This window comes from Actinoplanes sichuanensis (assembly GCF_033097365.1).
Classification (GTDB): Bacteria; Actinomycetota; Actinomycetes; order Mycobacteriales; family Micromonosporaceae; genus Actinoplanes; species Actinoplanes sichuanensis.
In genome coordinates, this window is record NZ_AP028461.1 from 6,061,433 (window position 1) to 6,088,244 (window position 26,812).

Sequence of the window (26,812 nt, forward strand, 5' to 3'; positions counted from 1 at the left end):
ACTACGACCGGAGGATGATGCCAGGCCGCGCAGTTACCACCTTGGACCGATGCGCCGGCGACGTCCGGACCGGAATGCTGGTCGGCACCGGACGGCCACGGAGGGACTGAAAATGACGACGGCACCGCCGGCCCACGACGACGTTCTCGTTCTCGACTATCTGGCCTCGCTCTGGGCGGCCGCCGGCGATCTGCCGCCGGAGACCCGCGACGAGCTGATGAACACGGTCGCCGGTTACATCGCGATGCGCCGTGACCTGGCCGACGATCCGGCCCGGATGCTCAGCAGGTTAGGGCCGCCGGACCAACTGGTGGCGGCGGTCCGGCGCAGCGGCACGCCCACCCATCTGCGACTGCCCGCCGCGCCGGTCGCCATGCCCGGTCCGCCGCCCGACGGGTCCGAGCGGGTGGCGGTCGCGCTGCTCACCGGCGGTTCGGTGGTGCTGCCGGGCGTCGGCCAGGCGGCCGGGTTGATGATGGCGACGGTGTCGCCGCGGTGGACGCCGGTGCAGAAGGCCGTGGCCTGGCTGCTGGCCATCGGTCCGGTCGCCGGCACGCTGCTGCTGCTCGCGATGCTGGCCGGCGTCGAGCTGTTCACCGGCTTGGGTTTCCTGATGATGTACACGGCGGCGTGCGCCGGTTCGATCACCGCGGGGCTCGCGTTGTACGGCGCCGCCCGGCCATGACGAGCGCGTCCACCGGCCGGAAATGATCTTGCGATCGGGGGCCGGCCGGTGCGTGCGCTCCAGCTCCGGATCCGCGCGACTCGGAAACCGCACCCGCTCTGGATCATGGTGAGCCTCTGGTACACAGTGGAGCACTCATCGAGGGAGCGACATGGCGTGGTGGAGCAACAGCGACCGGGACGAGCGGCCCGACGAGGCGGCCCCGGTCGGGGATTGGCGCGACGATCCTCGCGTGGCCCGGGTCGCCGAGCTGACCGATCATGCCCTTGAGCTGCAGAGACTCGGCCACCTCGAGCAGGCTCTGACCGGCGCCCGGGAGGGTGTGTCGCTGGGTCGGGAGCTCGTCCGGGCCTATCCGGAGCCGGTTCACCTGCAGGAGTTGGCCGGCATGCTGTACGGGCTGGCCGGCATCCTGAACCGGATCGGGCACGCCGAGGAGGCCGCCGACGTGCTCGCGGAGAGTCTCGCGGCGTATCGGGATGTGGCCGACGCCGGGGTCGAGGGCATCGCACCGCTGATCGCCGACGTCCGGGCCCGGCAGGCCACTTCACTGGCACAGCTCGGCCGGTTCACCGGCGCCGTGGTGCACGCCGACCTCGCCGTGGCCGCCTACCGTGAGCCGGCCGAGGAACCGGGCGGGGCCGGGCATCTGGCCGACCTGGTCCGGGTGCTCGGGGTGAACGCGCAGGTGCTGGCGGTCGCCGGTGACCCGGACCTGGCGTGCGCCTCAGCGGACGTGGCGATCGGGATGTTCACCCGCAACCAGGCGGCCTTCGACCGGATGTCGCAAGCCGCCGCCCACCTGTCGATGCTCTCGTCGTCGTGCGCTCTGGCCAGCCGCATCCACGCCGTGAACGGGCGGATGGCGCAGGCCCTCGCGGTCGACGAGATCGCCGTCCGGCTGACGAGACTGCTGGTGGAGTACGGCGGAGCCGGGCACCGTGACCTGTACGCGGCGGCCACCGCCCGGCTGGGATCCCACCTGCTCACGGCTGATCAGGCGGCGGCCGGCGCGGCCCGGCTGCGCGAGTCGCGGGCGATCGACGCCGCCTCGGCCGACGCCGAGCTCGCCGAGATCCATGACGCGCGGGGTGCGGCCGACAGGTTCGGGCTGACCCTGTCGTATGCGCTGCGGCAGGCCGCTGAGCTGGGCGTCGAGGGTGTGGACGGGGTGCTGGACCTGACCGCTGACCGGCCGGACGCGGAGGCGGTGACCCCGTCGACACGATGTGCTCCGGAGTCGGCGGCCGAGCGGGCCGAGGCACTCGGCCGGGTCGGTCTGGCGACGTTGGCGGTGGCCCCGGGTGAGGGATTCCGGATCTGTTTCGAGGCACACCTGATGCTGGCGGCGCTCTCCGAGCGGGGTGGCAGGGTCCCGGCGTTCTGGTCGGAACTGCTGGACACACTGAGCACCGAACTCGGCGACGAGTTCCTCGGCGAGGACGTCGCGGACTGGCGGGAACGCAGCCGACCAGCCAGATGACCCGACTGAAAGGCGGCAGAGCGGGTCGGAGGCGGCAGAGCGGTGGGGTTTCAGAGGCGCAGGCGGGCGACGATCGGGATGTGGTCGCTGCCGGTCCGGGGCAGGGTCCGGACCGCGGTGACGGTCAGCGAGCGCGCGAAGACGTGATCGATCCGGGCGATCGGCAGGACCGCCGGAAACGTGAACGCGAAATCGGACCCGTCGGTGGCCAGGTGGGCGGTGACGGGTCCGAGGCCGGGGTCGGTGACGGTGGCGTTCAGGTCACCGAGCAGGATCACCCGCTTGTTCGGGTCGGCCGCGAGCGCCGCCCCCAGTTTCCGGGCGCTGTCGTCGCGGCGAGCCGTGTCGAGACCGGCCGGCCCCGGGCGCACCGACGACAGGTGGGCGACGTAGACGGCGATGTCACCGTGTGGGGTCCGGGCGACCGCGCGGAGGCCGCGGTTCCAGTCGTCGCCGAGACCGGCCGGACGGATGTCCAGGGGCGCGGCCTCGGCGAGCGGATGCCGGGACCAGAGCGCGACGGTCCCGTGGATCGTGTGATGGGCGTACTCGGCGGGGAACGCGGCCGTGTAGGCGGGCACCGCCTCCGGGGTGATCTCCTCGAGCGCGACCAGGTCGGGCGCGTCGGCGACCAGGGTGCGGACGGTGCCGGCCGGGTCCGGGTTCTCGTCGCCGGCGTTGTGCTGCACCACGATCAGATCGTGCGGAGCGTCACCGTCCGGCAGCAGGTGGCCGCCGAAGACGGCCAGCCAGGCGGCGAGCGGCAGGAGCGCGGCGAGCAGTGCGATCCGGGAGCGGCGCCAGAGTAGGATCAACACCAGCGGCGGTACGGCCAGACCGAGCCACGGCCGCACGGTGGGAAGCAGGCTGCCACCGGGCACGATCAGGAGAGCCGACGCGAGCACCCCGACCGGCAGCGCCACGAACCACGCGATCCGGTCCCGCCGAGAGGCTCCGAACGTTCGCACCGGCTTAGGAATCCGCACGCGGCGATGCTCGCACAGCCGATCCACCCGCCCAGGCGACGCGAGGCCGGCCAGTGCGAAACCGGCCCGCGCGAGACGGACGCGGCGCGAAACCGGCCGGCGCGAGGCAGGCGAGCGCGAGACGGGCCCGGGGCGAGACGGGTCCGGGGCGGGGCCGGAACGTCAGGCGGCCAGGTCGAGGATCTCGGTGAGGACCTGGTTCCAGACGGCTCGGGGCGGTGTCTCGTGCCCGACCCCGTCGAGCCAGACGAGACGGGCGCCCGGGATGCAGCGGGCCAGCTCCTCCGGATGGCCGGCGGTGATGTGCCGGTCCAGGGTGCCGTGCAGGACGAGGGTCGGTGCCTCGATGCCGCAGAGCAGGTCACGGACCGGTGGCCCGTAACCGGCGAGGCGATGGTTGACGCGGGTGGCGGCCAGGTCGGCGGACCTGTCGAAGACGCGTTCGGCGAAGCGACGCAGGTGCGGTTCCTCCGGGGTGAACGGGCCGCCCCGGGCGCGTACCTCGTCGATCATGCGGGACACCGCGGCCTTCCGGTTCGACCAGTCGGTCTCGTCAGTCGTCGGCGGCGCTTCGACCGTACGCACGACGGCGGTGACCGTGCCCGCGGAAACCGTGACCGGACCGCCCAGGGTGACCGGCGCACTGTCGGGGGCCTCGCCGTCGACGCTGGTCGACATGAGGGTGAGGCTGAGCACCCGGGACGGGTGGTGGACGGCGATCCGCTGGGCGAGGGCACCGCCGAGCGAGAAACCGACCAGGTGCGCCGCCGGGACACGCAGCGCGTCGAGCACGCCTATCGCGTCATACATCAGATCGGCGCCGGAGTACGCGGGTCGGCCCGCCGGGTAGGAGGTCGACCGGCCGGTGTCCCGGTGGTCGTAGCGGATGACGAACCGTCGGCCGGCCGCCAGACGCCGGCAGAACTCGTCGTCCCACCAGTCCATCGAACTGGCGTCCGCGGCCAGGAGCAGCAGCGGGGGCTCGCCGGGCTCGCCGAACGTCTCCACGCACATCTGGATGCCGTTGACCGGCAACATCGTCTCGGTCACCACATGTTCATTGTGGCCAGGCTCACTGACAGCGAGGTTACGCCGACATCACATCGGATGACCGGGTCACTGAGAGGACCCGGTCATCCGTTCGACCCTTACCGGGGTTGTGATACGGCGGCCCGTGCCTGGCCGCGCACCACCCGCAGCGATACCGCGGTCAGGCCGAGCGCGATGGCGAACAGGGTGAGGTGCAGGTAGGGGTTGGCGATCGGCACGAACCCGATGATCGCGACCGGGACCTGGACGACCCCGATCAGTGCGGCGAGCTGCCAGCGACTGCCGCCGCTCCACAGCAGGGCCGTCCACACCGGAGCGGAGACGACCAGCAGGGTGAGCCCGTCCAGCAGCATGTGCATGGCCGGGTTGTGGACCGCGTTGTGGGCGAAAGCGCTCGCGGGCGAGGCGATCCAGAGCCCGGCGAGGACGAGGGTGAGAACGACAGCGGCACGACGCATGGGGATCCTCCAGCGTTATCAGACCGTTGCTCCGAGTAATCAAGGTAGCACCGCCGTCGTGAGTCACGTCGATTCATTCGCCCCTGGGGGCTTGTTACGCAGCGTTGCCCTTGGGGTCGATGATCTCGACCGTTCGGCCAGCTGACCACCCTGAGTGATCATGACTAACCTGCCTCCGTGCGTTTGATCGAGATAGCAATGGCCAGTGCGATTACGATGAGTATTGGTGGCGTTTCTTACGTTGCGTTGAACCCGGCTAAGCTCCAGTCCCGTGCGCAGGTCGTCGCCGACCAGGCCACCTGCCGGACCGTGGACACCGCGATCGTCGGCTACCTGATGAACAACGGGACCGCCCCGACATCGATCCGGCAGCTCAAGGACTACGTGCGCGGCGACATCTCGAAGTACCGCATCGTCGACGGCGTGGCCGCCGGCCCGGGCTGCGCGAAGGCATAGAAGAAGTTCACCGCGATGCAACACCAGGACCCCGGCCGTAAACCTCGCGTCAACCCGCCGCGCCTCCGATAGGCAACTTGTTGAATAGGTGATTTGTTGTCTATGCTGCGGCGGAATGGTGGCTGCGAGGAGGCAGACGACATGGCCGGTGCGTTCCCGACATTGCTCAGTCCGCTTGATCTCGGGCACACGACGCTGCGCAACCGCGTCGTCATGGGGTCGATGCACACCAAGCTCGAGGACCGGAAGCGGGACCTGCCGAAGCTCGCGGCCTTCTTCGCCGAGCGGGCCAAGGGTGGCACCGCACTGATCGTCACCGGTGGTTATGCGCCGACGTGGCGGGGGTGGCTGCTTCCGTTCGGCAGTCAGATGACCACCACCGGACAGGCCAGGGCGCACCGGGTGGTCACCGACGCGGTGCACGAGCACGACGGCAAGATCCTGTTGCAGGTTTTGCACGCGGGGCGGTACGCCTACCACCCGTTCAGCAAGGGGGCGTCCGGGCGCAAGTCGCCGATCACCCCGTTCAAGCCGCGGGCGATGAGCACCCGTGAGGTGGACCGGACGGCGACGTCGTTCGCGCGGGCGGCGGCGCTGGCCAAACGGGCCGGCTACGACGGCGTGGAGATCATGGGCTCCGAGGGCTACCTGATCAACCAGTTCCTGGCGGCGCGCACGAACACCCGTACCGATGCCTGGGGTGGATCCGCCGCGAAGCGGATGCGTTTCCCGCTGGAGATCATGAAGCGGACCCGGGACCTGGCCGGCGACGACTTCATCGTGCAGTACCGGATCAGCCTGCTGGATCTCGTCGACGACGCCCAGTCCTGGGAGGAGACCGTCGAGCTGGCGCGCGGCCTGCAGGACCGCGGCGTGTCGATCCTGAACACCGGCATCGGCTGGCACGAGGCGCGGGTGCCGACGATCGTGACGTCGGTGCCGCCGGCCGCGTTCGCGTGGGTGACCGGCAAGCTGCGCCGCGAGGTGGACGTGCCGGTGATCGCGTCGAACCGGATCAACCGGCCGGAGATCGCCGAGGAGATCCTGGCCGCGGGCGACGCCGACCTGGTCTCGATGGCCCGCCCGCTGCTGGCCGACGCCGAGTTCGTGAACAAGGCGGCGAGCGGCCGGGACGCCGAGATCATCACGTGTATCGCGTGCAATCAGGCCTGCCTGGACCATACGTTCAGCAACAAGCGCGCCACCTGCATGCTGAACCCGCGGGCGGCGTACGAGACCGAACTTGTTCTTCTGCCCACCCGTACCAGGAAGAGCATCGCCGTCGTCGGGGCGGGCCCGGCCGGCCTCGCGGCGGCCGTGGAGCTGGCCGGCCGCGGTCATCGGGTGGAGTTGTTCGAGGCCGCCGACCGGATCGGCGGGCAGTTCAAACTGGCGGCGCGGATCCCCGGCAAGGAGGATTTCGCGCACACGCTGGCCTACTACCAGCACATGATCGAGACGCGGGGTGTCACGCTGCACCTCGGCAAGCGCGCGACAGCCGACGATCTGGCCGATTTCGACCACGTGATCGTGGCGACCGGGGTGGTCCCCCGAGTTCCGCCGATTCCGGGCATCGATCATCCGAGCGTGGTCACCTACCAGCAGGTGGTGGGCGACGGCGTCGAGGTGAAGGGCACCGTGGCGGTGATCGGTGCGGGCGGCATCGGCTTCGACGTGGCCGAGTTCCTGCTGCACGAGCCGGGCGAGTCCGCCGAACACTGGATGCGACGCTGGGGTGTGACCGACCCCGATCAGCAGCGCGGCGGCCTGTCGACGAAGGTGAAGGCACCGCCGCGCCGCGAGGTGCACCTGCTGCAACGCAAGGCGAGCACCCTCGGCAAGGGGCTCGGCAAGACGACCGGCTGGGTGCACCGGGCGACACTCCAGGATTCCGGCGTGACCATGCTGGGCGGGGTGGAGTATGTCCGGGTCGACGACGAGGGCCTGCACATCACCGTGCCGGTGAACCCGAAGGACCCGAAGTCACCCCGCGAGGCGCGCGTCCTGGCCGTCGGCACGGTCGTCGTCTGCGCCGGCCAGGAGTCGGTGAACGACCTGGTGGTGCCCCTGACCGCGCAGGGTGTGGATGTGCACGTGATCGGCGGTGCGGACGTGGCCGCCGAACTCGACGCGAAACGAGCCATCAAACAGGCGACCGAACTCGCCGCCAAGCTGTAAGGAAGCCTCCCATGCCTCTTGTGACCACGCGGATCGAGAACGGGATCGCGCAGGTGCGCCTGGCCCGCCCGGAGAAGCTGAACGCGCTCACCCTCGACACCCTCACCGAACTGGTCGCCACGGCCCGCACACTGCGCCGCGACCGGTCCATCCGGGCCGTGGTGATCGCCGGGGACGGGCCGTCGTTCTGCTCCGGCCTGGACATCCCGGGCACGATGAAGAACCCGCGAAAGATCGTCGGCGCGTTCATCCCGGCGCCGTGGCGGGGCACCAACCTGTTCCAGGAGGCGTGCTGGGCGTGGCGGCGGGTGCCGGTGCCGGTGATCGCCGCCGTGCACGGGCACTGCTACGGCGGTGGCCTGCAGATCGCACTGTCGGCCGACTTCCGGTTCGCCACCGCCGACTCCAAGTGGTCGGTGCTGGAGGGCAAGTGGGGCATCATCCCGGACATGACCGGGGTGCGCAGCCTCACCGAGGTGGTCGGTCTCGATGTGGCGAAGCGGCTCACCATGACCGCCGAGCAGATCGACGGCACCGAGGCCGCCCGGCTCGGCCTGGTCTCCGAGGTGCACGACGACCCGATCGAGGCGGCGACCGGTTTCGCCCAGCGGCTCGCGACCCGCTCCCCGGACGCGGTGGCCGCCGCGAAGAGGCTGTTCGACGGCGCGGTCACGTCCAGCGCCCGACGCACGTTCGCCCGCGAACGCCGGGAACAGCTACGTCTGCTGCTCCTGCGCCGGAACACCAAGATCCTGCAGAAGGCCGCGATGACGAAGACGGCTCCCGAGTTCCGTCCGCGCGGCTCGTAACCTGGGTCCCGTGTCGTTACGCAACGCCGTTCTGGCCGCCCTGATCAACCGGGAGGCGTCCGGTTACGAGCTCGCCAAGCAGTTCCACGTGTCCGTCGCGAACTTCTGGACCGCCACATCGCAGCAGCTCTACCGCGAGCTGGACAAGATGGAGACGGACGGGCTGCTCGTCGCCCGGGTGGTGGCCCAGGAGAAACGGCCGGACAAACGGCTCTTCTCGGTCACCGAGGCGGGACGGGCGGCCTTGACGGCCTTCACCAGGCAGGATCCAAAGCCGACGACGGTACGGGACGAACTGCTCGTGCAGATCGAGGCGCTTGCACACGCCGACGTGGCGAGCGTCCGGTCGTCGATCGAGTCGCGTCTGGAGTCGAGCGCCCGCCGTCTCGACTCCTACGAGCAGCGCCTGGCCGAGATCCTCGGCGGCCGGAGCGAGGACGAGTTCCTGGCCACCGGCAACCGGATCGGCCCCTACCTGACGTTGCAGCGGGGCATCATCTTCGAGCGCGAGAACCTGACCTGGGGCCGGCTGGCCCTCACGGTTCTGGCTCGTCGCTTTCCGGCAGCCGGATGACGTATTCGTCGTACTCGGACCAGGGCTGCGGCCCGTAGAGGCGGCCCGGCATCAGGCCCATGCCGGGTCGAAGCATCGCGATCCGGATCAGCGCCTCGTCGAGCCCGCAGTCGACCAGGTCCAACCCGTCCGGCTGCCACCGGGTCACCACGGTGACGGCCTGCTCCTCGGTGATCGGGCTTCGCCGCAGGGTGACCGACCTGATCGGCTGATCGCCCTGGATCTGCGCGAGATCGATCTCGTTGAACTCCAGCCGTAGGAATTCCAGCCCGGCCGGCAGCGAGATCGTGCCGACCAGATGATCACCGGCAAGGGTCAGCCTGCGGATCCCGGCGGGCAGCGGTCCCTCCACCCAGAGGCCGCCCGGCGCGGTGAGGGTGAGCGATGTCAGGTTCGGCGTAGCCGTGCGCAGCGTGGCCATCCCCCACGGCCGGTCCGGCAGGTTCACGAGGTGGAGCGAGTCGGCCACCGGCAGCAGTTCGTCCGCCGCGACGGCGAAACCGGATCCGGCCACGAGCTCCAGGTGATGCGGCCCGGTGCAGGCGCCCAGCGAGCCCCGCCACCCGTTCAGGACCGTCACGCCGGCGGGGATCTCGACCGGCAGATCGGTGAAGATGTCCAGGAACCGCACCCGGTCGGCGACCTCGGTCAGCCGCCGCGCATCGGTGGCGTCGTGCACCTCGAAGGTGTGATGGATGCTGAAGGGCCGCTCCCCCGACGGCGGCAGAGGCGGGCCGACCACGTGAAACGGGTCGCGATCGGCCGGACGGAGATCACCGGAACAGACCAGGTCGATGAACGTGACGGTGCCGGTCTCACCGGCGACGCCGACATTCACCCATCGCGGGACGAGTCCGTCCCGCCAGAGCAGGTCAGCCGCCTCGGCCGGGGTGCGGTTGATCTCGTGGCGGGCCGGCTCGGGCGCGCCATACGAATGATTCAGCCAGACCCGCAGGGTGACCGGCTCGGGCAGGTCCTCGATGATCTGCGGAGCGGTGCGCCGCCGGGCCTCCTCGATCACCTCGGCGAGGCGCTCACCGAACTCACGTCGATCCACCTCGGCGAATCTAGCCGACCAGAGCATGCTCCCGGTGCGGGGTGGACCAGCGGCTGCGGGCCGCCTCGCGGATCCGGGACGCCTGGTAGAGCCAGGCGATGTCACGGCCGAACGACCAGGTCAGCGAGCCCAGCGCGACGGCCAGGGCGAACACCGCCAGCCACGTCGGGAGCAGGCCGCTGGCGACGACGGCGAGCATCACACCCTGCTGGGCGGCGACCACCTTGCGGCCGAACCGCGGCGGCAGCGGGGCGTTCAACCAGGGCATCGCCCACGACGCCGCGACGAACACGTAGCGGAAAGCGCCGATCGCGAGGGCCCACCAGCCGTACTCGGCGGCGGTGAAGACGCTCAGCACCAGGATCAGGAACGCGTCGACCTCCATGTCGAAACGCGCGCCCAGCGTGGTGGTGGTGCCGGTGCGGCGGGCCACCTGGCCGTCGACCCCGTCCATGGCCAGGGCGACCGCGGCGACGGTGACCAGCAGAGCGGCCGGGGCACCCGGCGTGAAGACCATGGCGGTGACCCCGCCGGTGAGGATCGCCCGGGCGAACGTGACCGAATTCGCCCATCCGAGCCGGGTCATCCCGGCACGCTGTAACGCGTAGCCGAGCAGACCGCACAGGACGACTCCGTAGACGACCCCGGCGACCAGACCCCACGTGCCGATCCCCACGGTCGCGAGAAGCACGGCGAGCAGGAGGAGCTGGGCGGCGAACCCGGCCAGCGGAGCCCGGAACGGACTCGTCGTGGTCGTGGCGGTACTGATGGTCACCGTTCCTCCTGGACGTAGGGTTTAGCCGCTGTCCCCGATCAACACGCTCTACGGGGAGTTTTGGTTCAGTGTCGAAAGGAACCGCTTTGCAGGCGCGTGCTTTCTGGATGACTTGCCCCGGAACCGGGGAGATACGCCCCGAGCGGGTGCCGGATCCCGGACCGGGTGACGTGGTGGTGCGCACACTGCACTCCGGAGTGAGCCGCGGCACCGAGACGCTGGTGTTCCAGGGGCGGGTGCCGGAGAGCCAGTGGGCGGCCATGCGCGCACCGTTCCAGGACGGCGACTTCCCGGCCCCGGTGAAGTACGGCTACCTCAATGTGGGCGTGGTCGAGGCGGGTGTCCCGGAGCTGGTCGGGAAGACGGTCTTCTGCCTGTACCCGCACCAGACCCGGTACAAGGTGCCCGCCGACGCGGTCACGGTGATCCCGGACGACGTGCCGGCCGCCCGGGCCGTGCTGGCCGGGACGGTGGAGACCGCGGTGAACGCGGTGTGGGACGCGGCACCGCAGATCGGCGACCGGATCACGGTGATCGGCGGCGGTATGGTCGGCGCGTCGGTGGCGGCGGTCCTGTCCGGCCTCCCCGCGACGGATGTCGAGCTGATCGACATCGACCCCGGCCGGGAGAGTCTGGCTGAATCGCTGAACATCCGATTCGCCGCACCGGATGCCGCTCGTGACGGCCGCGACCTGGTCATCCACGCCAGCGCCACCGAAGCGGGCCTCGAAAAGGGCCTGGAACTGCTCCGCGCCGAGGGCACCCTCGTGGAACTGAGCTGGTTCGGGGACCGCCGAATCTCCGTACCCCTTGGGGAGAACTTCCATAGCCGCCGCCTGACCATCCGCAGCAGCCAGGTCGGCGGTATCACCCCTGGCCGGAATAGGGGTTACGCGGAGCGGTTCCAGGTAGCGCTGGAACTACTCAAGGATCCGCGGTTCGACGCGTTGATCACCGGGCACAGCGACTTCGACGATCTCCCCCGGGTGCTCCCGGAACTGGCCGACGGCACACTCAAGGCGCTCTGCCACGTCATCGACCACCCGATTTGATCTTTCCGGATCGGGTACCCGTAATACCGCACCGAACCACACCTGAGGAGTAGCCCTTGTTCAGCGTCACCGTCCGCGACCACATCATGATCGCGCACAGCTTCAGCGGCGAGGTCTTCGGACCGGCGCAGCGCCTGCACGGCGCCACCTTCGTGGTGGATGCGACGTTCCGCCGCCCCGAGCTGGACGACGACAACATCGTGGTCGACATCGGCCGGGCGAGCGAGCAGCTGCACAACATCTGCTCCGGGCTCTCCTACCGCAACCTCGACGACGACCCGGAGTTCACCGGCGTCAACACGTCCACCGAGTTCCTGGCCAAGGTCATCGCCGACCGTCTCGCCGTCCGGGCGCAGGCGGGCGAACTCGGCCCCGGTGCCGCCGGCCTGACCGGCATCTCGGTGACCCTGCACGAGTCGCACATCGCCTGGGCTACCTACGAGCGAGACCTGTGACCCTCCCGCTTCACGCGGTGCTGCCGGCGTCGATCGACGATCCGGCAGCACCGAGCGGCGGCAATCGCTACGACCGAGAGGTCCTTCGGCGCCTACCGGGTACCTCTCTCCCGCTAGAGGTACCGGGCGGTCGCTCTCAAGGCCTTTCCCCCCTAGAGGTCTCCGGTGGTTCCTCTCATGGCCTCCCCGCGCTAGAGGTCTCCGGTGGTCCCGCTCAAGACCTCCCTCCGCTAGAGGTTTCCGGTGGTCCTTCTCAAGACCTCCCTCCGCTAGAGGTCTCCGGTGGTCCTTCTCCGGAAAACCCCGCGGGGATACGGCCACTCCTCCCCGTCGCACGCAAGAGGCGGGAGGGTGCACCGGAAGATGGGGATGGTCCCGAGGCTGCCGGCCCTGTGCCTCGGCCGGCGTTCGAGGTGCATGAACATCTGTTCGGCGGTAGCTGGCCGCGCCCCGCCGAACCGGACCGGCAAGCCCTGGCCGCGCTGCTCGACGACCTCCCCGACGAGACGCTGGTGCTGCTCGACGGGTTGATCGCCTGCGGTGTGCCCGACCTGCTGCAACCGCACGCCACCCGCTTGCGCCTGGCCGTCCTCGTACACCTGCCGCTCGGCGACGAGACCGGCCTCACCGACCAGGACGCCGCCGAACTACGCGCGCTGGAGTCCCGGACCCTGCGCCTGGCCGCCGCGGTCATCGCCACCAGCGTCCCGGCCGCCCGCCGAGTCGAGGAGTTGCACGGGCTCACCGGCGTTCACGCGATCGCCCCCGGTGTGGACCGGGCCCCGCTCGCCGAGCCGTCCCCGACCGGCCACCGTCTACTCAACGTCGCCTCGCTGACCCCACGCAAGGGCCAGGACCTGCTGCTGGCCGCCCTGCAGGAACTGACGGACCAGCCCTGGACCTGCACCGTCGCGGGCGCCGGCCGGGTACCCGCCCTCGACGTTCCACCCCCGGCGACCCTGACGCTCGACACCGGCGGGCCACTGGCCCCGGCCTGGGCGACCAGCCCGGATCCAGTCGCCCCCAGCCGAACGACCCGGCCCGCCCCGCCCCGGACGACCCGCCCGGTTCCACTCGCCCCGACCGGCCCGGATCCACTCGCTTCGGCCTGGGCGACCCGCCCGGCTGCGGGATCGGACGAACACGCCGTCCGCTTCGTCGGTGCACTGACCAGGCGGGCGCTTGACGAGGCGTACGCGAATGCTGATCTGTTCGTGTTGCCGTCGCGGGCCGAGACGTACGGCATGGTGGTGACGGAGGCCCTGGCCCGCGGCCTGCCGGTGGTGGCCGCGGAGGTGGGTGGGGTGCCGGAGGCGCTCGGCACCGCGCCCGGCGGAGGGATCCCGGGCCGGCTGATCCCGCCGAACGACCGAAACGCCCTGGCCGCCGCCTTGCGCGACTGGCTCACCGACGCCGAGCTGCGGGAACAGTGGCGCACACACGCCCGGGCCCGGCGCGACACGCTTACCGGCTGGGACGAGACCGCCCGCCACCTGGCCCGGGTGCTGACCGACATCTGACCCGGTAAGAAGACGATGCGCGAGAAGGCGATGCGCCAGAAGACGACGCGCCAGAAAGACGAACCTGACGAGAAGAAGGACGCCGCCGGGAGACGTCGGCGCGAAGGCCCGATGGCGGCGGATCACGCGGCTGACGAGAAGGACGACGCCGGTGCGAACGACGATGCCGAGGAGGCACACATGACCGAGGTGCACGGCAAGATCGAATCCGGGACACCGCTGGTGACCGGCACGGGACGGCTGGGTGGGCCGCTGCCCGGCGCCGGTCCGCGGGTCGGGACGTTCAGCGAGACCGTGCCGGACGGCCACACCGAGGCGAGCGGCGCCGAAGGGGCGACCATCAGCGACGACAGCGGCGAGTTCAGCGCGGCCTGGCTGTCGCTGCGGGAACCGGCCGACGCCGCCGCACGCGCGCTCGACCTGCTGGACCTGCTTCCGGGCGAGGTCCGGACGGTACGTGACCTGGGCTGCGGCACCGGTTCGCTGGGCCGCTGGCTGTCACCGCGGCTGGGCGACGGACAGCACTGGATCATGACGGACCGGGATCCGGCGCTGCTGGTGCGGGCCGCCGCGGGCATGCCGGACGGGGTGACGGTCAGCACACAGCGCCTGGACGTCGCCGATCTCACGGCGGCGGACCTGGCCGGCACCGATCTGGTGACCTGTTCGGCGCTGCTCGACCTGCTCACCGTGGCGGAGGTGGAACGACTGGCCGGGGTGTGCGCCGAGGCGCGGGTGTCGGTGCTGTTCACCCTTTCGGTGACCGGCGAGGTGCAACTGGCCCCGCACGATCCGCTGGACGCCGAGATCGAGGCGGCGTTCAACGCGCACCAGCGGCGGATGGTCGACGGCCGACGGCTGCTCGGACCCGACGCCCCGGAGGTGTCTGCGGAGGCGTTCGCCAAGGTGGGAGCATCGGTCACGGTCCGGCCGAGCCCGTGGCGGCTGGGCCCGGCGATGCCCGCACTGACCGCCGAATGGCTGCGCGGCTGGGTCGGCGCGGCCGCCGAGGAACGCCCTGACCTGCCCGTCGGGGACTATCTGGAACGCCGTCTGGCGGCACTTCCGCATGCTTCCGTGGGTCACAAGGATGTTTTAGCGATCTTCGAGTGAACCCTGGGCCGCCGACCGGGCGTACTAGTCCTCGGAAGCTACGAGGGGACGATGGACGTGAACCGATCGATCTGGGCCTGGCTGCGCCTGATGGGTGGCGCCGGCATTCTGGCTCTGGTGATGTGGCGGCTCGGGACCGGCGCGTTCCTGGACGGGCTGCGGGTTCTCGACGCGGGCACGCTGCTGGCGGCGCTGGGGATCGGCGCCGCCACCACGCTGCTCAGCGCGTGGCGGTGGTGCCTGGTGGCCCGCGGCCTCGGGATGCGGCTGACGCTGAAGGACGCGACCGCCGACTACTACCAGGCGCTGTTCCTGAACGCCGCGCTGCCGGGCGGGATCCTCGGCGACGTCGGCCGGGCGGTGCGGCACGGTAAGGACGAGGGCGACCTGGGCCGCGGCGTCCGCGCGGTGGTCCTGGAGCGGACCGCGGGACAGATCGTGCTCCTTCTGGTGGGTGTGGCGGTGCTGGTCTCCGTACCGTCGCCGGTCTTTGATCTGCTGGCCGCGCACGGACCGCTGGTGGCCGCTGCCGCCGGTGCCGCCGCGCTGGCCGCCGCTCTGATCGTTCTCGGTCTTCGCCGGCTGCGGGCCGGGCGCTCGAAGGCCGCCGGGGTGGCCCGGACCGGGATGAGTGAGATCCGCGCGGGTCTGCTGTCGCGGCGTAACGGTCCCGGCGTGCTGGTCGCGTCGGCGGCGGTGCTGGCCGGGCATCTGGCGACGTTCATGGTCGCGGCGCGGGCCGCGGGCAGTGCCGCGTCGCTGCTGGAGCTGGCGCCGCTGCTGCTGCTCGCGCTGATCGCGATGGGCCTGCCGATCAACATCGGCGGCTGGGGCCCCCGTGAAGGGGTGATGGCCTGGGCGTTCGGCGCGGCCGGCCTGAGCGCGGCGCAGGGTCTGACGATCGCGGTGGCCTACGGCATCCTGGCCTTCGTGGCGGCTGCGCCCGGTGCGGCGGTGCTGGTGGTGCGGCTGCTGGCGCGCCGCTCGGAGCAGGCCGCTCCGCAGCCTTCGCAACGGCCGGCGCCGGCGATGGCGGCGGCCCCGGTGGTCGTGCCACTTCCGGTCACCCGCAAGATCCCCGCGATGGTACGTGTGGGCACACGGCAGCCCGCCTACTCCGGTGGTGTCGCGGCTTGACCGACGCGCCAGGAGTCTCGGGGTGGGCCGTCGGCTCAGCCGTGCCCGAACCGCTCGGAAAGCGCGTACCGCAGCAGCACGACGTCGCCGATCCGGCGGACCTCGGCGAGCGTCGCCCGGTTGTCCGGACCCCAGGGGAACGCACCGTCGTGGACGAACCGTGGGGCCCGCGAGTCACCGACGAAGAACGGGGCCACCACCAGCTGCAACTCGTCGGCGAGCCCGGCGGTGAGGAACTGGGTGTGCATGTGGCCGCCGCCCTCGACCATCAGCCGGCGGATCCCGCGGGCACCGAGGTCGGCGGCGACCACCCGGACGTCCACCGGGTCGCCACCGGCGATCACCGTGGCGCGGTCGCCGAGCAGTTTGCGCGCCTCGTCCACGGACGACGACGCACAGTAGACCAGTTTGTCGGCGGCGCCGGTGGTGAAGAACGACGCCTCCGGATCGAGATCGCAGCTGCCGGTGACGGTGACCTTCACCGGATCGGGAGCCTCGCCGCGGGCCACCCGGTCGGCACGGCGGGCCGCGGACCGGACCAGCAGACGCGGATTGTCCTGGCGGATCGTCCCGGCGCCGACCAGGATCGCGTCACACCCGGCGCGCTCCGCGTCGACCCGGTCGAAGTCGGCGTCGTTGGACAGCAGCAGCCGCTCGTCCGTCGCGTCGTCGAGATAGCCGTCGATGGACATGCCACAACTCAGCAAGGTGTAAGGACGCTCAGCCACCGATGACGCCTCCAGGTATCGGCCCTCACCATAATCCCCGTGTGCGGAGGCCGGACTCTGGGCAGAGGATCAACGGTGTGCCGAGTTCGGCGGGAACCACACGAGGAGGACCGATGTTCGAAGCCACGACCGTTACCAAGGCCAGCGTCCGGCGGCAGGTGACCGTGCCGTTGCGGTTCCCCGACGGATACGCCACCACGGCGCGGGTGATGACCTTCGACGGCCTGGCCGACGGCAAGGAGCATCTCGCGCTCGGCCTCGGTGACTGGCAACGGGCCCTGACCAAGTCCGCGGCCGGCGGGCGGGCCCCACTGGTCCGGCCGCACAGCGAGTGCCTGACCGGCGACGTGTTCGGCAGCCAGCGCTGCGACTGCGGGCCGCAGTTGCGCGAGGCGGTGGAACGGATCGCCGAGCAGGGCGGGTTCCTGCTCTACCTGCGGCAGGAGGGGCGGGGCATCGGCCTGTACGCGAAACTCGACGCCTACGCGCTGCAGGACGACGGCCTCGACACCTATCAGGCGAACGTGGCGCTGGGCCGGGGCGAGGACGAACGGGACTACACGGCGGCCGCGCAGATGCTGCTCGGACTGGGTGCGACCCGGATCCGGCTGCTCTCCAACAACCCGGACAAGGCCGGTCAGCTCGCCGACCTGGGCATCGACGTGACCCAGCGGATCCCGACCGGGGTGCACCTGTCGGCGGCGAACGTCCGCTACCTGTCGGTGAAGGCGTCGCACACCGCTCACACCATCGATCTGCCCCTGGCCGAGTGACGTTCGGCGCCATCGGTCCGTAGGTCCGGCACGATGGCAGGGTGACGGGCTTGGACATTCCGGAGGCGGGCGATCTCGGTGCGATGATCGCCGCCGTCGATCAGCTGCCGTTCATCGTCATCGTGTCCGAAGGGCCGGACCTGCTGGTGGTCGGCAGCAACGCGGCGACCCGGGCCGTCCTGCCCGGACGGAGAGTGGTCGGCCGGACCATCCGCGAGGTGCTCAGCGACCTGTCCGGGCAGCAGTTCCTCGACGCGTTCTACCAGGTCTACCGGACCGGGCAGGCGATCAGCGGCAGGCAGTGGCGGGTCCACCTGGACCAGCCGGACGGCTCGGTCGGTGAGATGTTCGCGACGTTCGCGCTGGTCCCGTGGCGGTACGCGGACGGCGCCATGCGCGGAGTGATCGGGGCCGCGTTCGACGTGACCGAACTCGCCCGGGAACGGCAGGCCGCCGAGGCCGAGGCGGACCGGCAACGCCGCCGGTACGAGCAGACCCGGGACGTGATCGACGCGCTCCAGCGGGAGTTGCTGCCGGCCGGCCTCCCGGTGCTGCCCGGACTTCAGGTGGCGGCCGCCTATCTGCTCGCCGACGCCGACACGCGGGCCGGTGGCGACTGGTTCGACGCGGTCACCACACCGGACGGCCGGATCGCGCTGGTGGCCGGGGACGTCGTCGGGCACGGGGTGACCGCGTCCGGGGTGATGGGTCAGCTGCGGGCGGTCCTGCAGGAACGGCTCGACGCCGGGGCGAGCATCACCGAGGCGCTCTCGGCGGCCGACCGGCTGGCCGGGCGGGTGCGTGCGGCGTACGCGGCCACGGTCAGCCTGGTCGTCCTCGACCCGGGCAGCGGGGAGCTGTCGTACTGCACGGCCGGGCATCCGGCGCCGCTCGTCATCCCGGCCGGTGGACCGGCCCGCTACCTGACCGGCACCCGGGGCACCCCGCTCGGCACCGGCGGATCCTTCCCGATCCGCGGCGACCGGCTCGGCCCCGGGGAGATCCTGCTGCTCTACACCGACGGGGTCCTCGAACGACCGGGCGCCGCCGCCGACCCCGACGGTGAGCTCGCCCACGTGGCGACCGACGCCGCGGCCGGGCGGGCCCTGCACGATCCGTCGGCCACCGCGGCGGAACGGGTCTGCACCCAGACGCTCGAACTGCTCGTCCGGTCCGGTGGGCACACCGACGACATCACCCTGCTGGCGGCTCAGCGCGTTCCCCCCGTACCGCCGCTGGCCCTTGATCTGCCGGCGCAGCCGGAGTCCCTCGGAGGCTCACGCCGGAACATCGCCGCCTGGCTGGCCGCCGTGGGTGCCGCCGACGAGGACGTCTTCGTGCTCCAACACGCGCTCGGTGAGCTGGCCACCAACGCGATCGAACACGCGGTCGGCGGGGACGTCGTCGAGATCAACGCCCGGCTGCTGACCTCAGGGCTGGTCGAGGCGACCGTCACTGATCACGGTGGGTGGCGGGCGCCGGAGCGGCAGCCGACCCGCGGACGTGGCCTGGCGCTGACCGCGCAGCTGGTGCAGAGCCTGCGAGTGGACCCGGGCGTGGACGGGACGGTCGCCACCGTGCGGCATCCGCTGCTGCGCCCGGCCCGGCTGATGACCGGTTTCGACCCGTCGTTCGACCGGGCTGTCGCCGCGACCTCCCTCGCGATCACCGAACTTCCCGGCGGCGACGAGGCGCGGGTCCGGATCGACGGTCCGATCGACGCTTCAACCACCTTCGAGGTACGGGCGGAGCTGTTCCGCCGCAGCCGGGGCGGGACCGTGCCGATGACCGTCGACCTGTCCGGGGTCAGCCTACTGGCCAGTGCCGGGGTGTCGATGCTGCACGAGGTGGCCGCCCAGCACCTGGCCGAGAAGGCGCCGCTGACCCTCGTCGCCACGCCCGGCTGCCCCGCTCGGCGCATCCTTGAGCTGGTCGGACTCGCGCCGTCCACAGGCTTTTAGTTCATCCACAGGGCGTACGGCGGTCGTCCGTTCGGCTCTCTAGACTTCGCGGGGTGACTGAGGCCCCTCTGCTCTCCGTGTCCAGTGCCACCGACGCTCTCAACCGTGTGTTCGGCTACCCATCGTTTCGTGGGGAGCAGGGCGACATCGTCGAGCACGTGATCGCCGGTGGCGACGCGCTGGTGCTGATGCCGACCGGTGGCGGCAAGTCGCTGTGCTACCAGATCCCGGCGCTGGTCCGCCCCGGCACCGGGGTGGTGATCTCGCCGCTGATCGCGCTCATGCAGGATCAGGTCGACGCGCTGCGCACCCTCGGTGTGCGGGCGAATTTCCTCAACTCCTCGCAGGATCTCGACGAGCGGCGCCTGGTCGAGGCCGAGTTCGTGGCCGGTGAGCTGGACCTGCTCTACGTCGCTCCGGAAGGCCTCGGCACGGCCGCCGTCCAGCGGCTGCTCGACCGGGGGAAGATCTCGCTGTTCGCCATCGACGAGGCGCACTGTGTCTCGCAGTGGGGGCACGACTTCCGACCCGACTATCTCGCCCTGTCGATGCTGCACGAGCGCTGGCCGGACGTGCCACGGATCGCGTTGACCGCCACCGCCACCCCGGCCACCCGCGACGAGATCGCCGGCCGGCTCCAGCTGACCGAGGCGCGGCACTTCACCGCCAGCTTCGACCGGCCCAACATCCAGTATCGGATCGTGGCCAAGAACAATCCGGCCCGCCAGCTGCTCGACCTGCTGCGCAGCGAGCACGCCGGTGACTCCGGCATCGTCTACTGCCTGTCCCGGGCCTCGGTGGAGAAGCACGCGGAGTTCCTCTCGTCGAACGGGGTTCCGGCTCTGCCATACCACGCGGGGCTCGACGCCCGGACCCGCTCGCTGAACCAGTCCCGCTTCCTGCGAGAGGACGGGCTGGTCATGGTCGCGACCATCGCCTTCGGCATGGGCATCGACAAGCCTGACGTACGGTTCGTGGCCCATCTCGACCTACCGAAATCCCTCGAGGGGTATTACCAGGAGACCGGGCGCGCCGGGCGGGACGGGCTGCCGTCGACGGCCTGGCTGGCGTACGGATTGCAGGACGTCATGCAGCAACGACGCATGATCGACAGCTCCGAGGGCGACGCGGCGTACCGGCGTAACGCCGCCCGCCACCTCGACGCCATGCTGGCCCTGTGCGAGAGCGTCACCTGTCGGCGGGCCCAGATCCTGCAGTATTTCGGGCAGGAGGCGCCGGCCGCCTGCGGCAACTGCGACTCGTGCCTCGCCCCGCCGGAGTCGTGGGACGCGACGGTGCCCGCGCAGAAACTGCTGTCCACCGTGTTCCGGCTGCACAAGGAGCGCAACCAGCGGTTCGGGTCGCAGCACTCGATCGACATCCTGCTCGGCAAACGCACCGACAAGGTGAGCCGGTTCCGCCACGACGAACTGTCCGTCTTCGGGATCGGCAGCGACCTCAGCGAAGTGGAGTGGCGCAACGTGGTCCGGCAGCTGCTCGCCGGTGACTTCCTCGCGGTCGAGCCCAACCATCAGACGCTGACGCTGACCGCCCGGAGTGGGGAGGTGCTGCGCGGCGAGCGGAAACTGCTGATGCGCCGGGAGGCTCCGCGTAGCTCCCGTGGTTCGTCGCGGAGCTCGGGGTCCGCCGGGTCCTCCACCGCCGGCAAACCGGCCCCGGTCGAGCTGGCCGGTGAGTCGGCGGCCCTCTTCGAGCGTCTGCGGAACTGGCGTGGCGCCACCGCCAAGGAGCAGGGTGTTCCCGCGTACGTCATCTTCCACGACGCCACGTTGCGGGCCATCGCGGCGCTTGCCCCGGCTACTCTCGCGCAATTGGGCACGGTCAGTGGGGTCGGCCAGAGCAAGCTGACCAAGTTCGGTGACGCCGTGCTGGCCACGGTCCGTGGGGAGGATTCACCGGGGTCGGTCCCGGTCGCTCCGGCACCGTCGGCGGCGCCGCCCGGGGTGCCGGCCGTCGCGGCCGGGTTCTCCGCCGATGCCCCGGACTCCCTGTTCCCGATGACACCGCCCGAGGCGGCCGGTCCCCCGGCCTCGGCGGCCGTTCCCCCGGCCTCGGCGGCCGTTCCCCCTTCATCCCGGTCGTCCACGTCCGGGCCGGCCGCATCCCGGCCTGCGTCCCGACCGGCTGCGTCCGGGCCGTCCCGGGGCGGGTATTCGCGGACCGCGACGCCCGACGACTGGGAACTTCCGCCCCTCCCGCCGGAGCCCGACGAGGACTACGACCCGTACTACGAGGGCTGAGCCGCCACGGTCGTGTGGTGACCTGTGGCCTGAGACGGGTCACTGGTCACCACGCTGTCGGTCGGCGCTGATGCGTGGTGCCCGTGCGGCTCGCTTCGCCCCGCCCTGCCACGCCTCGCCACGCCCCGCGCACCTGGCCCTGCCACGCCTCGCCCCGCCCCACCGCGCCTCGCCACGCCCCGCCGTGCCCCGCGCACCTGGCCCCACCGCGCCTCGCCCCGCCCCACCGCGCCCCGCGCACCTGGCCCTGCCACGCCTCGCCCCACCGCGCCTGGCCCCGCCCCGCCCCACCGCACCTGGCCCCGCCCCGCCGCGCCGCGCCTCGCCCCGCCGCGCCATACCTGGTCACGCCCCATCCCCCCCGCGCCCAGCCGCGCCTTGCCGCGCCCCGCGGCGGGCGCCAATGTTGCGGTGACTCGCTCGTGGCTACGTAGATTTCAGGCGTTTCGGATGGCTTCGCCGGCCAGTTCGATCCGGATCTTCTTGCCGACCAGGACGCCGCCTGACTCCAGGGCCACGTTCCACAGCAGGCCGAAGTCCTCACGGTCGAGTTCGGCGGTGGCGCTGAACCCGAAGATCTCCCGACCGTAGGGATCGCGGCGGGCCCCGCCGAACTCCATGTGCATGTCGATCGGCCGGGTCACCGACTTGACCGTCAGGTAGCCCTGAATGACGAACCGGCCGGAGGCACGGGTGGCCGCGGGCGGCAGGTCGGCGACGGTACCCCGGCGGCCGAGCGGATTGTTGCGCAGCCGCGCCCAGTTGAAGATCGGGTCGCTGTCGGACTCCCAGGCGATGCCGGTGCTGCGGTACTCGATCGTCGGATAACGCGCGACGTCGAGGAAGTCCGGGCTGGACAGGTGCGCGTCCCGCTCCGGGTTGTGCGTGTTGATGCTGTCGGTACGGATGGAGGCGCTCACCGATGACCGCAGTGGATCGGTGGCCACCACGATCGTCGCCGCCCCCTGCGCGAACTCCCCCCGAATCGGACTGACCATCATGTGCTGCGCCACGAAGCCGATCCGTTTGTGCGCCTCGTCCAGTGTGTAGACCCCTGGATCCGGTATGACCAGGCCGTTCCAGTCGCGGACCGGTCGTTCGACCGTCACGTAGCTCTCCCCCTCGGCAGCATCGCTGCCGCACGGCGGCGCACGAGCCCCCCGGCCCGCCCGATGCTGAATTCGCGAGGATTCTAAGCACCACAATATTCAGACAGTTAACCCCCCGATTGCGTTACGTGGTCATCGCCACAGTGGATCGAGTCGCCCCAGAACGGACCTTCCCTTACCAAGGGTGCACATTTTGAGGTGCCAAATCGCGACCACTGAAACAATTCGGGGCGTTCCAGCGCGGGCGCCGGAGCGTGTCGGAAGAGCGACACGCACCGTTCACGATGCCAGCGCGGACACACAGCGTGAGCCCGCGCGCCGCCGCCGGAACGGGCCGGACGGTGTGTGATCATTCCCCGGTGCACCTGACCGGAACGGACCACTGACCGATCGAGTGTCACCCGATCAGGAATCGACCGCGTCGACGCACTTGGTGAGCGGCACGACTTACCAACCGCCGACAAATCGGAAATCGACCGAGGACCACCGGAGGAATTGTCATGGGCACCTGGGACTTCGGGCCTTTCGATAACGACGACGCCGCCGACTGGAGCGGTGACCTGCAGGACGCCGAGCCAACCCGCCGCGCCGCCCTGATCCGGGAGACCCTGGACGAGGTGCTGCACAACGGCGAGTACGTCGAATCGGATGTCGCGAACCAGGCCATCGCGGCGGCCGCCGTGGTCGCCTCGCAGCTGCCCTCGGGCACGCCGCTGACCACCGCCTACGCCCCCGACTTCCTGACCGACGGCGAGACCCTGGACCTGCCGGACGACCTGCCGGCGCTGGCGCTGCGCGCTCTGGACCGGATCGCCGGTGACGACTCGGAGTGGAGCGAACTGTGGGAGGACGGCCTGCCGAAGGCCCTCGCCGCGCTGCGCCCGATCCGTGAGGCACTGGAGTCAGCCGCCGCCTGACCGAAGCCGGGGTGCGAGCGGCCACCGCCCGCACCCCGGCCCGGACGTCACTGGGTGATGTTGACCATCCATGGGATGCCGAACCGGTCGACGAGCTGGCCGAACTCGTCACCCCACATCTGCTTCTCCAGGGGCACGCGGACCTGGCCGCCGGCCGAGAGCTTCTCCCAGGCGTTGCGCAGCGTGTCACCATCGGGCCCGCTCAGGCTGACCGTGATGCTTTCGCCCGGCTTGTACTCCACACCGGGCGGGCAGTCGGACGCCATCAGCGTGTAGCCCTGCGGCGTCTCCAACTGGGCGTGCATGACCAGGTCGGCCGAGGCCGGGTCGGGCGCGCCGAACTCCCCGAACGTATTGACCTTGAGCTCGCCGCCGAAGATCGAGTGATAGAACTCGACGGCCTCACGAGCCTTGCCGTCGAACGTCAGATACGGGTTGAGCGTGGACGTCGTCATGGGGTCGCTCCGTAGTCGTCGTTGACACCGTCCCCACGGACGCTAGACCCGCCCACCGACATTTTCCGCCGGATCAGGCCACGTCCACCCGGCCGGGAAACGACGCGGCGCTTTTTGTCGCACCTCGCCGGTAGCATCCGCCCCAATGAAATGAATCGATGGGGAGGCACGATGGCGACGACCAGTGATCCCGACGTCACCGTGCTCGACCGGCGGCTCCGGCTCTCCCTACTAGACCGGACCGGGTCCGATGACCGGTTCGCCGAGCTCGTCGACCAGGCGCTGGCCGAGGCCCTGACCAGCGCCGGAAACCTGCCCCAGGTGCTGTATCTGACGCTGTTACGGGCCGGTCTGGCCGCCGCTCCCCGGTCCCGCCCGCAGCCGTTCGCGCCGGAGGGCACCCCAGCGCCGGTGGACGAGCAAGAGACCTGTCTGCGGGAGATCCGGGCCCGGTGGAGCACGCACACCCACCGGCATCTCTATCCGACTCCGGCCGCGTGGCTGCGGGCGCTGCCTCCGCCCGCGCCGCTGGCCGGCAATCCGTATTCGCTGGCCCGGTTGCTGCGCGCGTTCACCGGACACCTCGCGTCCACCGACTGCGGTGCCGCCGCCTCGCTGGCCGCCCTGATCGAGGATCCGGGAGAGGCCGCCGTCGCCCAGTGCGCCCTGGTCGGGGCCGGTCTCGCGGCTCACGATCTGGACCGGGAGGCACAGGCCTGGGCGCGACAGAGGCACCTGCTGACCCGGATGCCGTCGTGGACCTGGCCGGGTGGGCGGACCGGTCACGATCGGGATGTCGTGGCCTATCTGCGGCCCGATCACCGGGCCCGCTTCGACACCGCGATCGGCATGTTGCCGTACTCTGCGGCGCTCGGTTTCTCGCTGCTCACCGACCTTCCGGAGTTGGCCGCCGCCTATCAGGGGACATATGCGTGTCATGGTTCTGCGGTTTACACCGAGCAGCGTCTCCGCGGCCGTCGGCCGGATCCGGAGGCGGCCGCCGTGCACGACGAGGTCCGGCGCGACCCGGCGGCGGCCGGTCCGATAGTCGCCGCCGTGGTGTCCGCGAATGAGCAGGTTCTCGGCGCCGCCGAATTGCCGTTGAGCGATCCGGTGTACCGGTTGTCCGCCCGGATCACCGCACGCACCACGCGGGCGCATCGACTCGGCGCCGACGATCTGACCCCGGAGCCGGTGCCGGACGGTTTCGATCCGCGGCGTCTGCCGGCATACGCGGAGATCGTCAGGCAGAACGCGGACACCCCGATCGTCGCCGCCTTGGCCGCCCGGATCCGCGCCGAGGCCGCCGCCCGCGACGACCGGGAGGCACTGCTGATCCTCGCCGACGCCGGATACACCGACCCGGACCCCCTACTCAACGCCCTGAGCCCGTTGATCAGCACGCCGAGCCCGCTGCTCAGTGCACCGAGCCAGCCGACCGCCGGCCTGGACCAGCCGATCAACCCACCGAGCCGGCTGCTCGACAGCCCGGACACACTGATCAACGCACCAAGCCGGCTGCTCAAGGGCCCGGACCCGCTGCTCGACTGGCCGGCCCCACAGTCCGGCGACCCGGCCCCACGGTCCGACGACCCGGCTCCACAGTCCGACGACGCGGTCCCACGGTCCGACGACGCGGTCCCACGGTCCGACGACCCGGCTCCACCGTCAGCCGACCCGGCCCCACCGTCAGGCGACCCCTTCCCATTGATCGACGGGCCGGTCCTATTGCCCGACGATTCCGGGAAGCCCGGCCGCCGGAAATGGTCCGGCCGGAGCGATCCGGCCCATCGCAAGGACGGCAACGGCCGTCCCAAACCGCGAAAACAGCAGCGGCGGTACGAAGAGGCGCCGCTCTACCCGGAGACGTCGATCCTGCTCTTCCGGCACCGACCGGCCGAGGCCGTCCGTAGAGTGGCCGCCGCCGCACACACCGACTGGTCGGTAGCGGCTGCCATGCTCGAACACGCCATCCCCGAGTTGTTGGCCACCGCCGGCCCCCGAATAGCCCAGGCCCTGCACGAAGCGGTGGTCAGAGCCGCGATCTGCGCCGCCCCACTAGGCGAGGCCCCACCAGCAGTGATCGACGGCGTATACCCGAGCATCGACCGCCCCTGGCCCATCCCGGCTGCCGGCTTGGCGTCGCCCGAGCCAACCACCTGACCTACCGATCGCGGACCATCCACTCCCGCGACGGGTCCAGAGAGCTTCCGGGGTCGAAATTTGACCGGTTCGCCGGTGCGGGCCGCGATAGGTCCGTCCAAACCGGTCCGATAAGTCGTGGCGCGAGCGGCCAGCGACACCGCATGGCCGCCTCCAGCCCGGGTTATAACGGCGAGCCGCACACCACGACCGCCTCCAGGCCCGGCCGGAGAGGCAAGCGACACACCACCACCGCCCGCAAGCCCGGTCTTAGCAGCAAACGACATGCCACCGCCGTCCCCAAGTCAAGCCCGGCCATAGGAGCAAGCGGCCACGTCAGGGCTGCATCCGGGGGCGAGATCGGCGAGGTCAGGGCTGCTTCCGGGTCGGGTGATCGGCGAGCACCACGGCAAGGCTGCTTCCAGAGCCGGACGATCGGCGAGCACCACGGCAAGGCTGCTTCCAGAGCCGGACGATCGGCGAGCACCACGGCAAGGCTGCTTCCAGGACCGGACGATCGGCGAGCACCACGGCAAGGCTGCTTCCAGGACCGGACGATCGGCGAGCACCACGGCAAGGCTGCTTCCAGGACCGGACGATCGGCGAGCACCACGGCAAGGCTGCTTCCAGGACCGGACGATCGGCGAGCACCACGGCAAGGCTGCTTCCGGGGCGTTT

24 protein-coding genes are annotated in these 26,812 nt (G+C 70.9%); 16 read left to right on the plus strand and 8 right to left on the minus strand.

Annotated elements, in window-relative coordinates:
- The first annotated feature begins 112 nt into the window (after window positions 1-112).
- Both Q0Z83_RS28020 and Q0Z83_RS28025 read left to right on the plus strand, forming a co-directional pair.
- Entirely contained in the window at window positions 113-685 is a 573-nt protein-coding gene (locus tag Q0Z83_RS28020) for an HAAS signaling domain-containing protein (protein WP_317796996.1), read from the plus strand.
- A 151-nt stretch (window positions 686-836) separates the two neighbouring features.
- Window positions 837-2,168 (plus strand): hypothetical protein, encoded by a 1,332-nt coding sequence (locus tag Q0Z83_RS28025; protein WP_317796997.1) that lies wholly within the window; start codon window positions 837-839, stop codon window positions 2,166-2,168.
- A 50-nt stretch (window positions 2,169-2,218) separates the two neighbouring features.
- Here Q0Z83_RS28025 and Q0Z83_RS28030 read toward each other — a convergent pair whose 3' ends face one another.
- From Q0Z83_RS28030 to Q0Z83_RS28040, 3 genes are all read right to left on the minus strand, one after another.
- Window positions 2,219-3,154, minus strand: a complete 936-nt coding sequence (locus tag Q0Z83_RS28030) for an endonuclease/exonuclease/phosphatase family protein (RefSeq protein WP_317796998.1) — start codon at window positions 3,152-3,154, stop codon at window positions 2,219-2,221.
- Between the two features lie 162 nt (window positions 3,155-3,316).
- Window positions 3,317-4,207, minus strand: a complete 891-nt coding sequence (locus tag Q0Z83_RS28035) for an alpha/beta hydrolase (protein ID WP_317796999.1) — start codon at window positions 4,205-4,207, stop codon at window positions 3,317-3,319.
- Between the two features lie 95 nt (window positions 4,208-4,302).
- Window positions 4,303-4,662 (minus strand): hypothetical protein, encoded by a 360-nt coding sequence (locus Q0Z83_RS28040; RefSeq protein ID WP_317797000.1) that lies wholly within the window; start codon window positions 4,660-4,662, stop codon window positions 4,303-4,305.
- A gap of 177 nt (window positions 4,663-4,839) precedes the next feature.
- Here Q0Z83_RS28040 and Q0Z83_RS28045 point away from each other — a divergent pair, with 177 nt between their 5' ends.
- The 4 genes from Q0Z83_RS28045 (at window position 4,840) to Q0Z83_RS28060 (ending at window position 8,679) form a co-directional block, all read left to right on the plus strand.
- Window positions 4,840-5,118, plus strand: a complete 279-nt coding sequence (locus Q0Z83_RS28045) for a hypothetical protein (protein ID WP_317797001.1) — start codon at window positions 4,840-4,842, stop codon at window positions 5,116-5,118.
- A gap of 102 nt (window positions 5,119-5,220) precedes the next feature.
- Complete coding sequence (locus tag Q0Z83_RS28050) at window positions 5,221-7,296, plus strand: NADPH-dependent 2,4-dienoyl-CoA reductase (RefSeq protein ID WP_317797002.1); 2,076 nt, start codon at window positions 5,221-5,223, stop codon at window positions 7,294-7,296.
- An 11-nt stretch (window positions 7,297-7,307) separates the two neighbouring features.
- Entirely contained in the window at window positions 7,308-8,105 is a 798-nt protein-coding gene (locus tag Q0Z83_RS28055; protein ID WP_317797003.1) for a crotonase/enoyl-CoA hydratase family protein, read from the plus strand.
- Between the two features lie 10 nt (window positions 8,106-8,115).
- Window positions 8,116-8,679 (plus strand): PadR family transcriptional regulator, encoded by a 564-nt coding sequence (locus tag Q0Z83_RS28060; protein ID WP_317797004.1) that lies wholly within the window; start codon window positions 8,116-8,118, stop codon window positions 8,677-8,679.
- Here the strand turns inward: Q0Z83_RS28060 and Q0Z83_RS28065 are convergent.
- Together Q0Z83_RS28065 and Q0Z83_RS28070 are read right to left on the minus strand one after the other, a co-directional pair.
- Window positions 8,642-9,736: a hypothetical protein gene (locus tag Q0Z83_RS28065; RefSeq protein WP_317797005.1), complete on the minus strand. Its 1,095-nt coding sequence runs from the start codon at window positions 9,734-9,736 to the stop codon at window positions 8,642-8,644. The genes Q0Z83_RS28060 and Q0Z83_RS28065 overlap by 38 nt on opposite strands.
- A 10-nt stretch (window positions 9,737-9,746) precedes the next feature.
- Window positions 9,747-10,511 (minus strand): CDP-alcohol phosphatidyltransferase family protein, encoded by a 765-nt coding sequence (locus Q0Z83_RS28070; protein WP_317797006.1) that lies wholly within the window; start codon window positions 10,509-10,511, stop codon window positions 9,747-9,749.
- A gap of 107 nt (window positions 10,512-10,618) precedes the next feature.
- On the opposite strand from Q0Z83_RS28070, the gene Q0Z83_RS28075 reads away from it, so the two are divergent.
- The 5 genes from Q0Z83_RS28075 (at window position 10,619) to Q0Z83_RS28095 (ending at window position 15,788) form a co-directional block, all read left to right on the plus strand.
- A complete protein-coding gene (locus Q0Z83_RS28075) occupies window positions 10,619-11,563 on the plus strand; it encodes a zinc-dependent alcohol dehydrogenase (protein ID WP_317786221.1) in 945 nt (314 codons plus the stop codon).
- 56 nt (window positions 11,564-11,619) lie between these two features.
- Complete coding sequence (locus Q0Z83_RS28080; protein WP_317786222.1) at window positions 11,620-12,018, plus strand: 6-pyruvoyl trahydropterin synthase family protein; 399 nt, start codon at window positions 11,620-11,622, stop codon at window positions 12,016-12,018.
- Window positions 12,019-12,431: 413 nt separating this feature from the next.
- Window positions 12,432-13,538 (plus strand): glycosyltransferase family 4 protein, encoded by a 1,107-nt coding sequence (locus Q0Z83_RS28085; RefSeq protein ID WP_378078537.1) that lies wholly within the window; start codon window positions 12,432-12,434, stop codon window positions 13,536-13,538.
- Window positions 13,539-13,877: 339 nt separating this feature from the next.
- A complete protein-coding gene (locus Q0Z83_RS28090) occupies window positions 13,878-14,651 on the plus strand; it encodes a class I SAM-dependent methyltransferase (protein WP_378078539.1) in 774 nt (257 codons plus the stop codon).
- A gap of 51 nt (window positions 14,652-14,702) precedes the next feature.
- Window positions 14,703-15,788, plus strand: coding sequence for a lysylphosphatidylglycerol synthase transmembrane domain-containing protein (locus Q0Z83_RS28095; protein ID WP_317786224.1), 1,086 nt, complete (start codon window positions 14,703-14,705; stop codon window positions 15,786-15,788).
- Between the two features lie 35 nt (window positions 15,789-15,823).
- Here Q0Z83_RS28095 and Q0Z83_RS28100 read toward each other — a convergent pair whose 3' ends face one another.
- Window positions 15,824-16,516, minus strand: coding sequence for a RibD family protein (locus Q0Z83_RS28100; RefSeq protein ID WP_317786225.1), 693 nt, complete (start codon window positions 16,514-16,516; stop codon window positions 15,824-15,826).
- A 113-nt stretch (window positions 16,517-16,629) separates the two neighbouring features.
- Between Q0Z83_RS28100 and Q0Z83_RS28105 the strand changes: the two genes are divergently transcribed.
- The 3 genes from Q0Z83_RS28105 to recQ are packed head-to-tail and all read left to right on the plus strand — an operon-like array spanning window position 16,630 to window position 21,511.
- On the plus strand, window positions 16,630-17,289 hold the full coding sequence (locus Q0Z83_RS28105; RefSeq protein WP_317786226.1) for a GTP cyclohydrolase II: 660 nt from the start codon (window positions 16,630-16,632) through the stop codon (window positions 17,287-17,289).
- Window positions 17,290-17,330: 41 nt separating this feature from the next.
- Complete coding sequence (locus Q0Z83_RS28110; RefSeq protein WP_317786227.1) at window positions 17,331-19,250, plus strand: SpoIIE family protein phosphatase; 1,920 nt, start codon at window positions 17,331-17,333, stop codon at window positions 19,248-19,250.
- A 53-nt stretch (window positions 19,251-19,303) separates the two neighbouring features.
- Window positions 19,304-21,511 (plus strand): DNA helicase RecQ, encoded by a 2,208-nt coding sequence (recQ, locus tag Q0Z83_RS28115; RefSeq protein ID WP_378078518.1) that lies wholly within the window; start codon window positions 19,304-19,306, stop codon window positions 21,509-21,511.
- Between the two features lie 437 nt (window positions 21,512-21,948).
- Here the strand turns inward: recQ and Q0Z83_RS28120 are convergent, their stop codons facing one another.
- Complete coding sequence (locus Q0Z83_RS28120) at window positions 21,949-22,620, minus strand: YceI family protein (protein ID WP_317786228.1); 672 nt, start codon at window positions 22,618-22,620, stop codon at window positions 21,949-21,951.
- 500 nt (window positions 22,621-23,120) lie between these two features.
- Between Q0Z83_RS28120 and Q0Z83_RS28125 the strand changes: the two genes are divergently transcribed.
- Window positions 23,121-23,537 (plus strand): DUF4259 domain-containing protein, encoded by a 417-nt coding sequence (locus Q0Z83_RS28125; RefSeq protein ID WP_317786229.1) that lies wholly within the window; start codon window positions 23,121-23,123, stop codon window positions 23,535-23,537.
- A 47-nt stretch (window positions 23,538-23,584) separates the two neighbouring features.
- Here the strand turns inward: Q0Z83_RS28125 and Q0Z83_RS28130 are convergent, their stop codons facing one another.
- Window positions 23,585-23,992, minus strand: coding sequence for a VOC family protein (locus Q0Z83_RS28130; RefSeq protein WP_317786230.1), 408 nt, complete (start codon window positions 23,990-23,992; stop codon window positions 23,585-23,587).
- A 171-nt stretch (window positions 23,993-24,163) separates the two neighbouring features.
- Between Q0Z83_RS28130 and Q0Z83_RS28135 the strand changes: the two genes are divergently transcribed.
- A complete protein-coding gene (locus Q0Z83_RS28135) occupies window positions 24,164-26,155 on the plus strand; it encodes a hypothetical protein (RefSeq protein WP_317786231.1) in 1,992 nt (663 codons plus the stop codon).
- Window positions 26,156-26,812: the final 657 nt, after the last annotated feature.

Coding starts and splice junctions, on each gene's coding strand:
- Q0Z83_RS28125 (WP_317786229.1), top strand. CDS start 23,121: ATGGGCACCTGGGACTTCGGGCCTTTCGATAACGACGACGCCGCCGAC.
- Q0Z83_RS28050 (WP_317797002.1), top strand. CDS start 5,221: ATGCTGCGGCGGAATGGTGGCTGCGAGGAGGCAGACGACATGGCCGGT.
- Q0Z83_RS28135 (WP_317786231.1), top strand. CDS start 24,164: ATGGCGACGACCAGTGATCCCGACGTCACCGTGCTCGACCGGCGGCTC.
- Q0Z83_RS28105 (WP_317786226.1), top strand. CDS start 16,630: ATGTTCGAAGCCACGACCGTTACCAAGGCCAGCGTCCGGCGGCAGGTG.
- Q0Z83_RS28095 (WP_317786224.1), top strand. CDS start 14,703: ATGGACGTGAACCGATCGATCTGGGCCTGGCTGCGCCTGATGGGTGGC.
- Q0Z83_RS28075 (WP_317786221.1), top strand. CDS start 10,619: ATGACTTGCCCCGGAACCGGGGAGATACGCCCCGAGCGGGTGCCGGAT.
- Q0Z83_RS28025 (WP_317796997.1), top strand. CDS start 837: ATGGCGTGGTGGAGCAACAGCGACCGGGACGAGCGGCCCGACGAGGCG.
- Q0Z83_RS28040 (WP_317797000.1), bottom strand. CDS start 4,662: ATGCGTCGTGCCGCTGTCGTTCTCACCCTCGTCCTCGCCGGGCTCTGG.
- Q0Z83_RS28055 (WP_317797003.1), top strand. CDS start 7,308: ATGCCTCTTGTGACCACGCGGATCGAGAACGGGATCGCGCAGGTGCGC.
- Q0Z83_RS28130 (WP_317786230.1), bottom strand. CDS start 23,992: ATGACGACGTCCACGCTCAACCCGTATCTGACGTTCGACGGCAAGGCT.
- Q0Z83_RS28020 (WP_317796996.1), top strand. CDS start 113: ATGACGACGGCACCGCCGGCCCACGACGACGTTCTCGTTCTCGACTAT.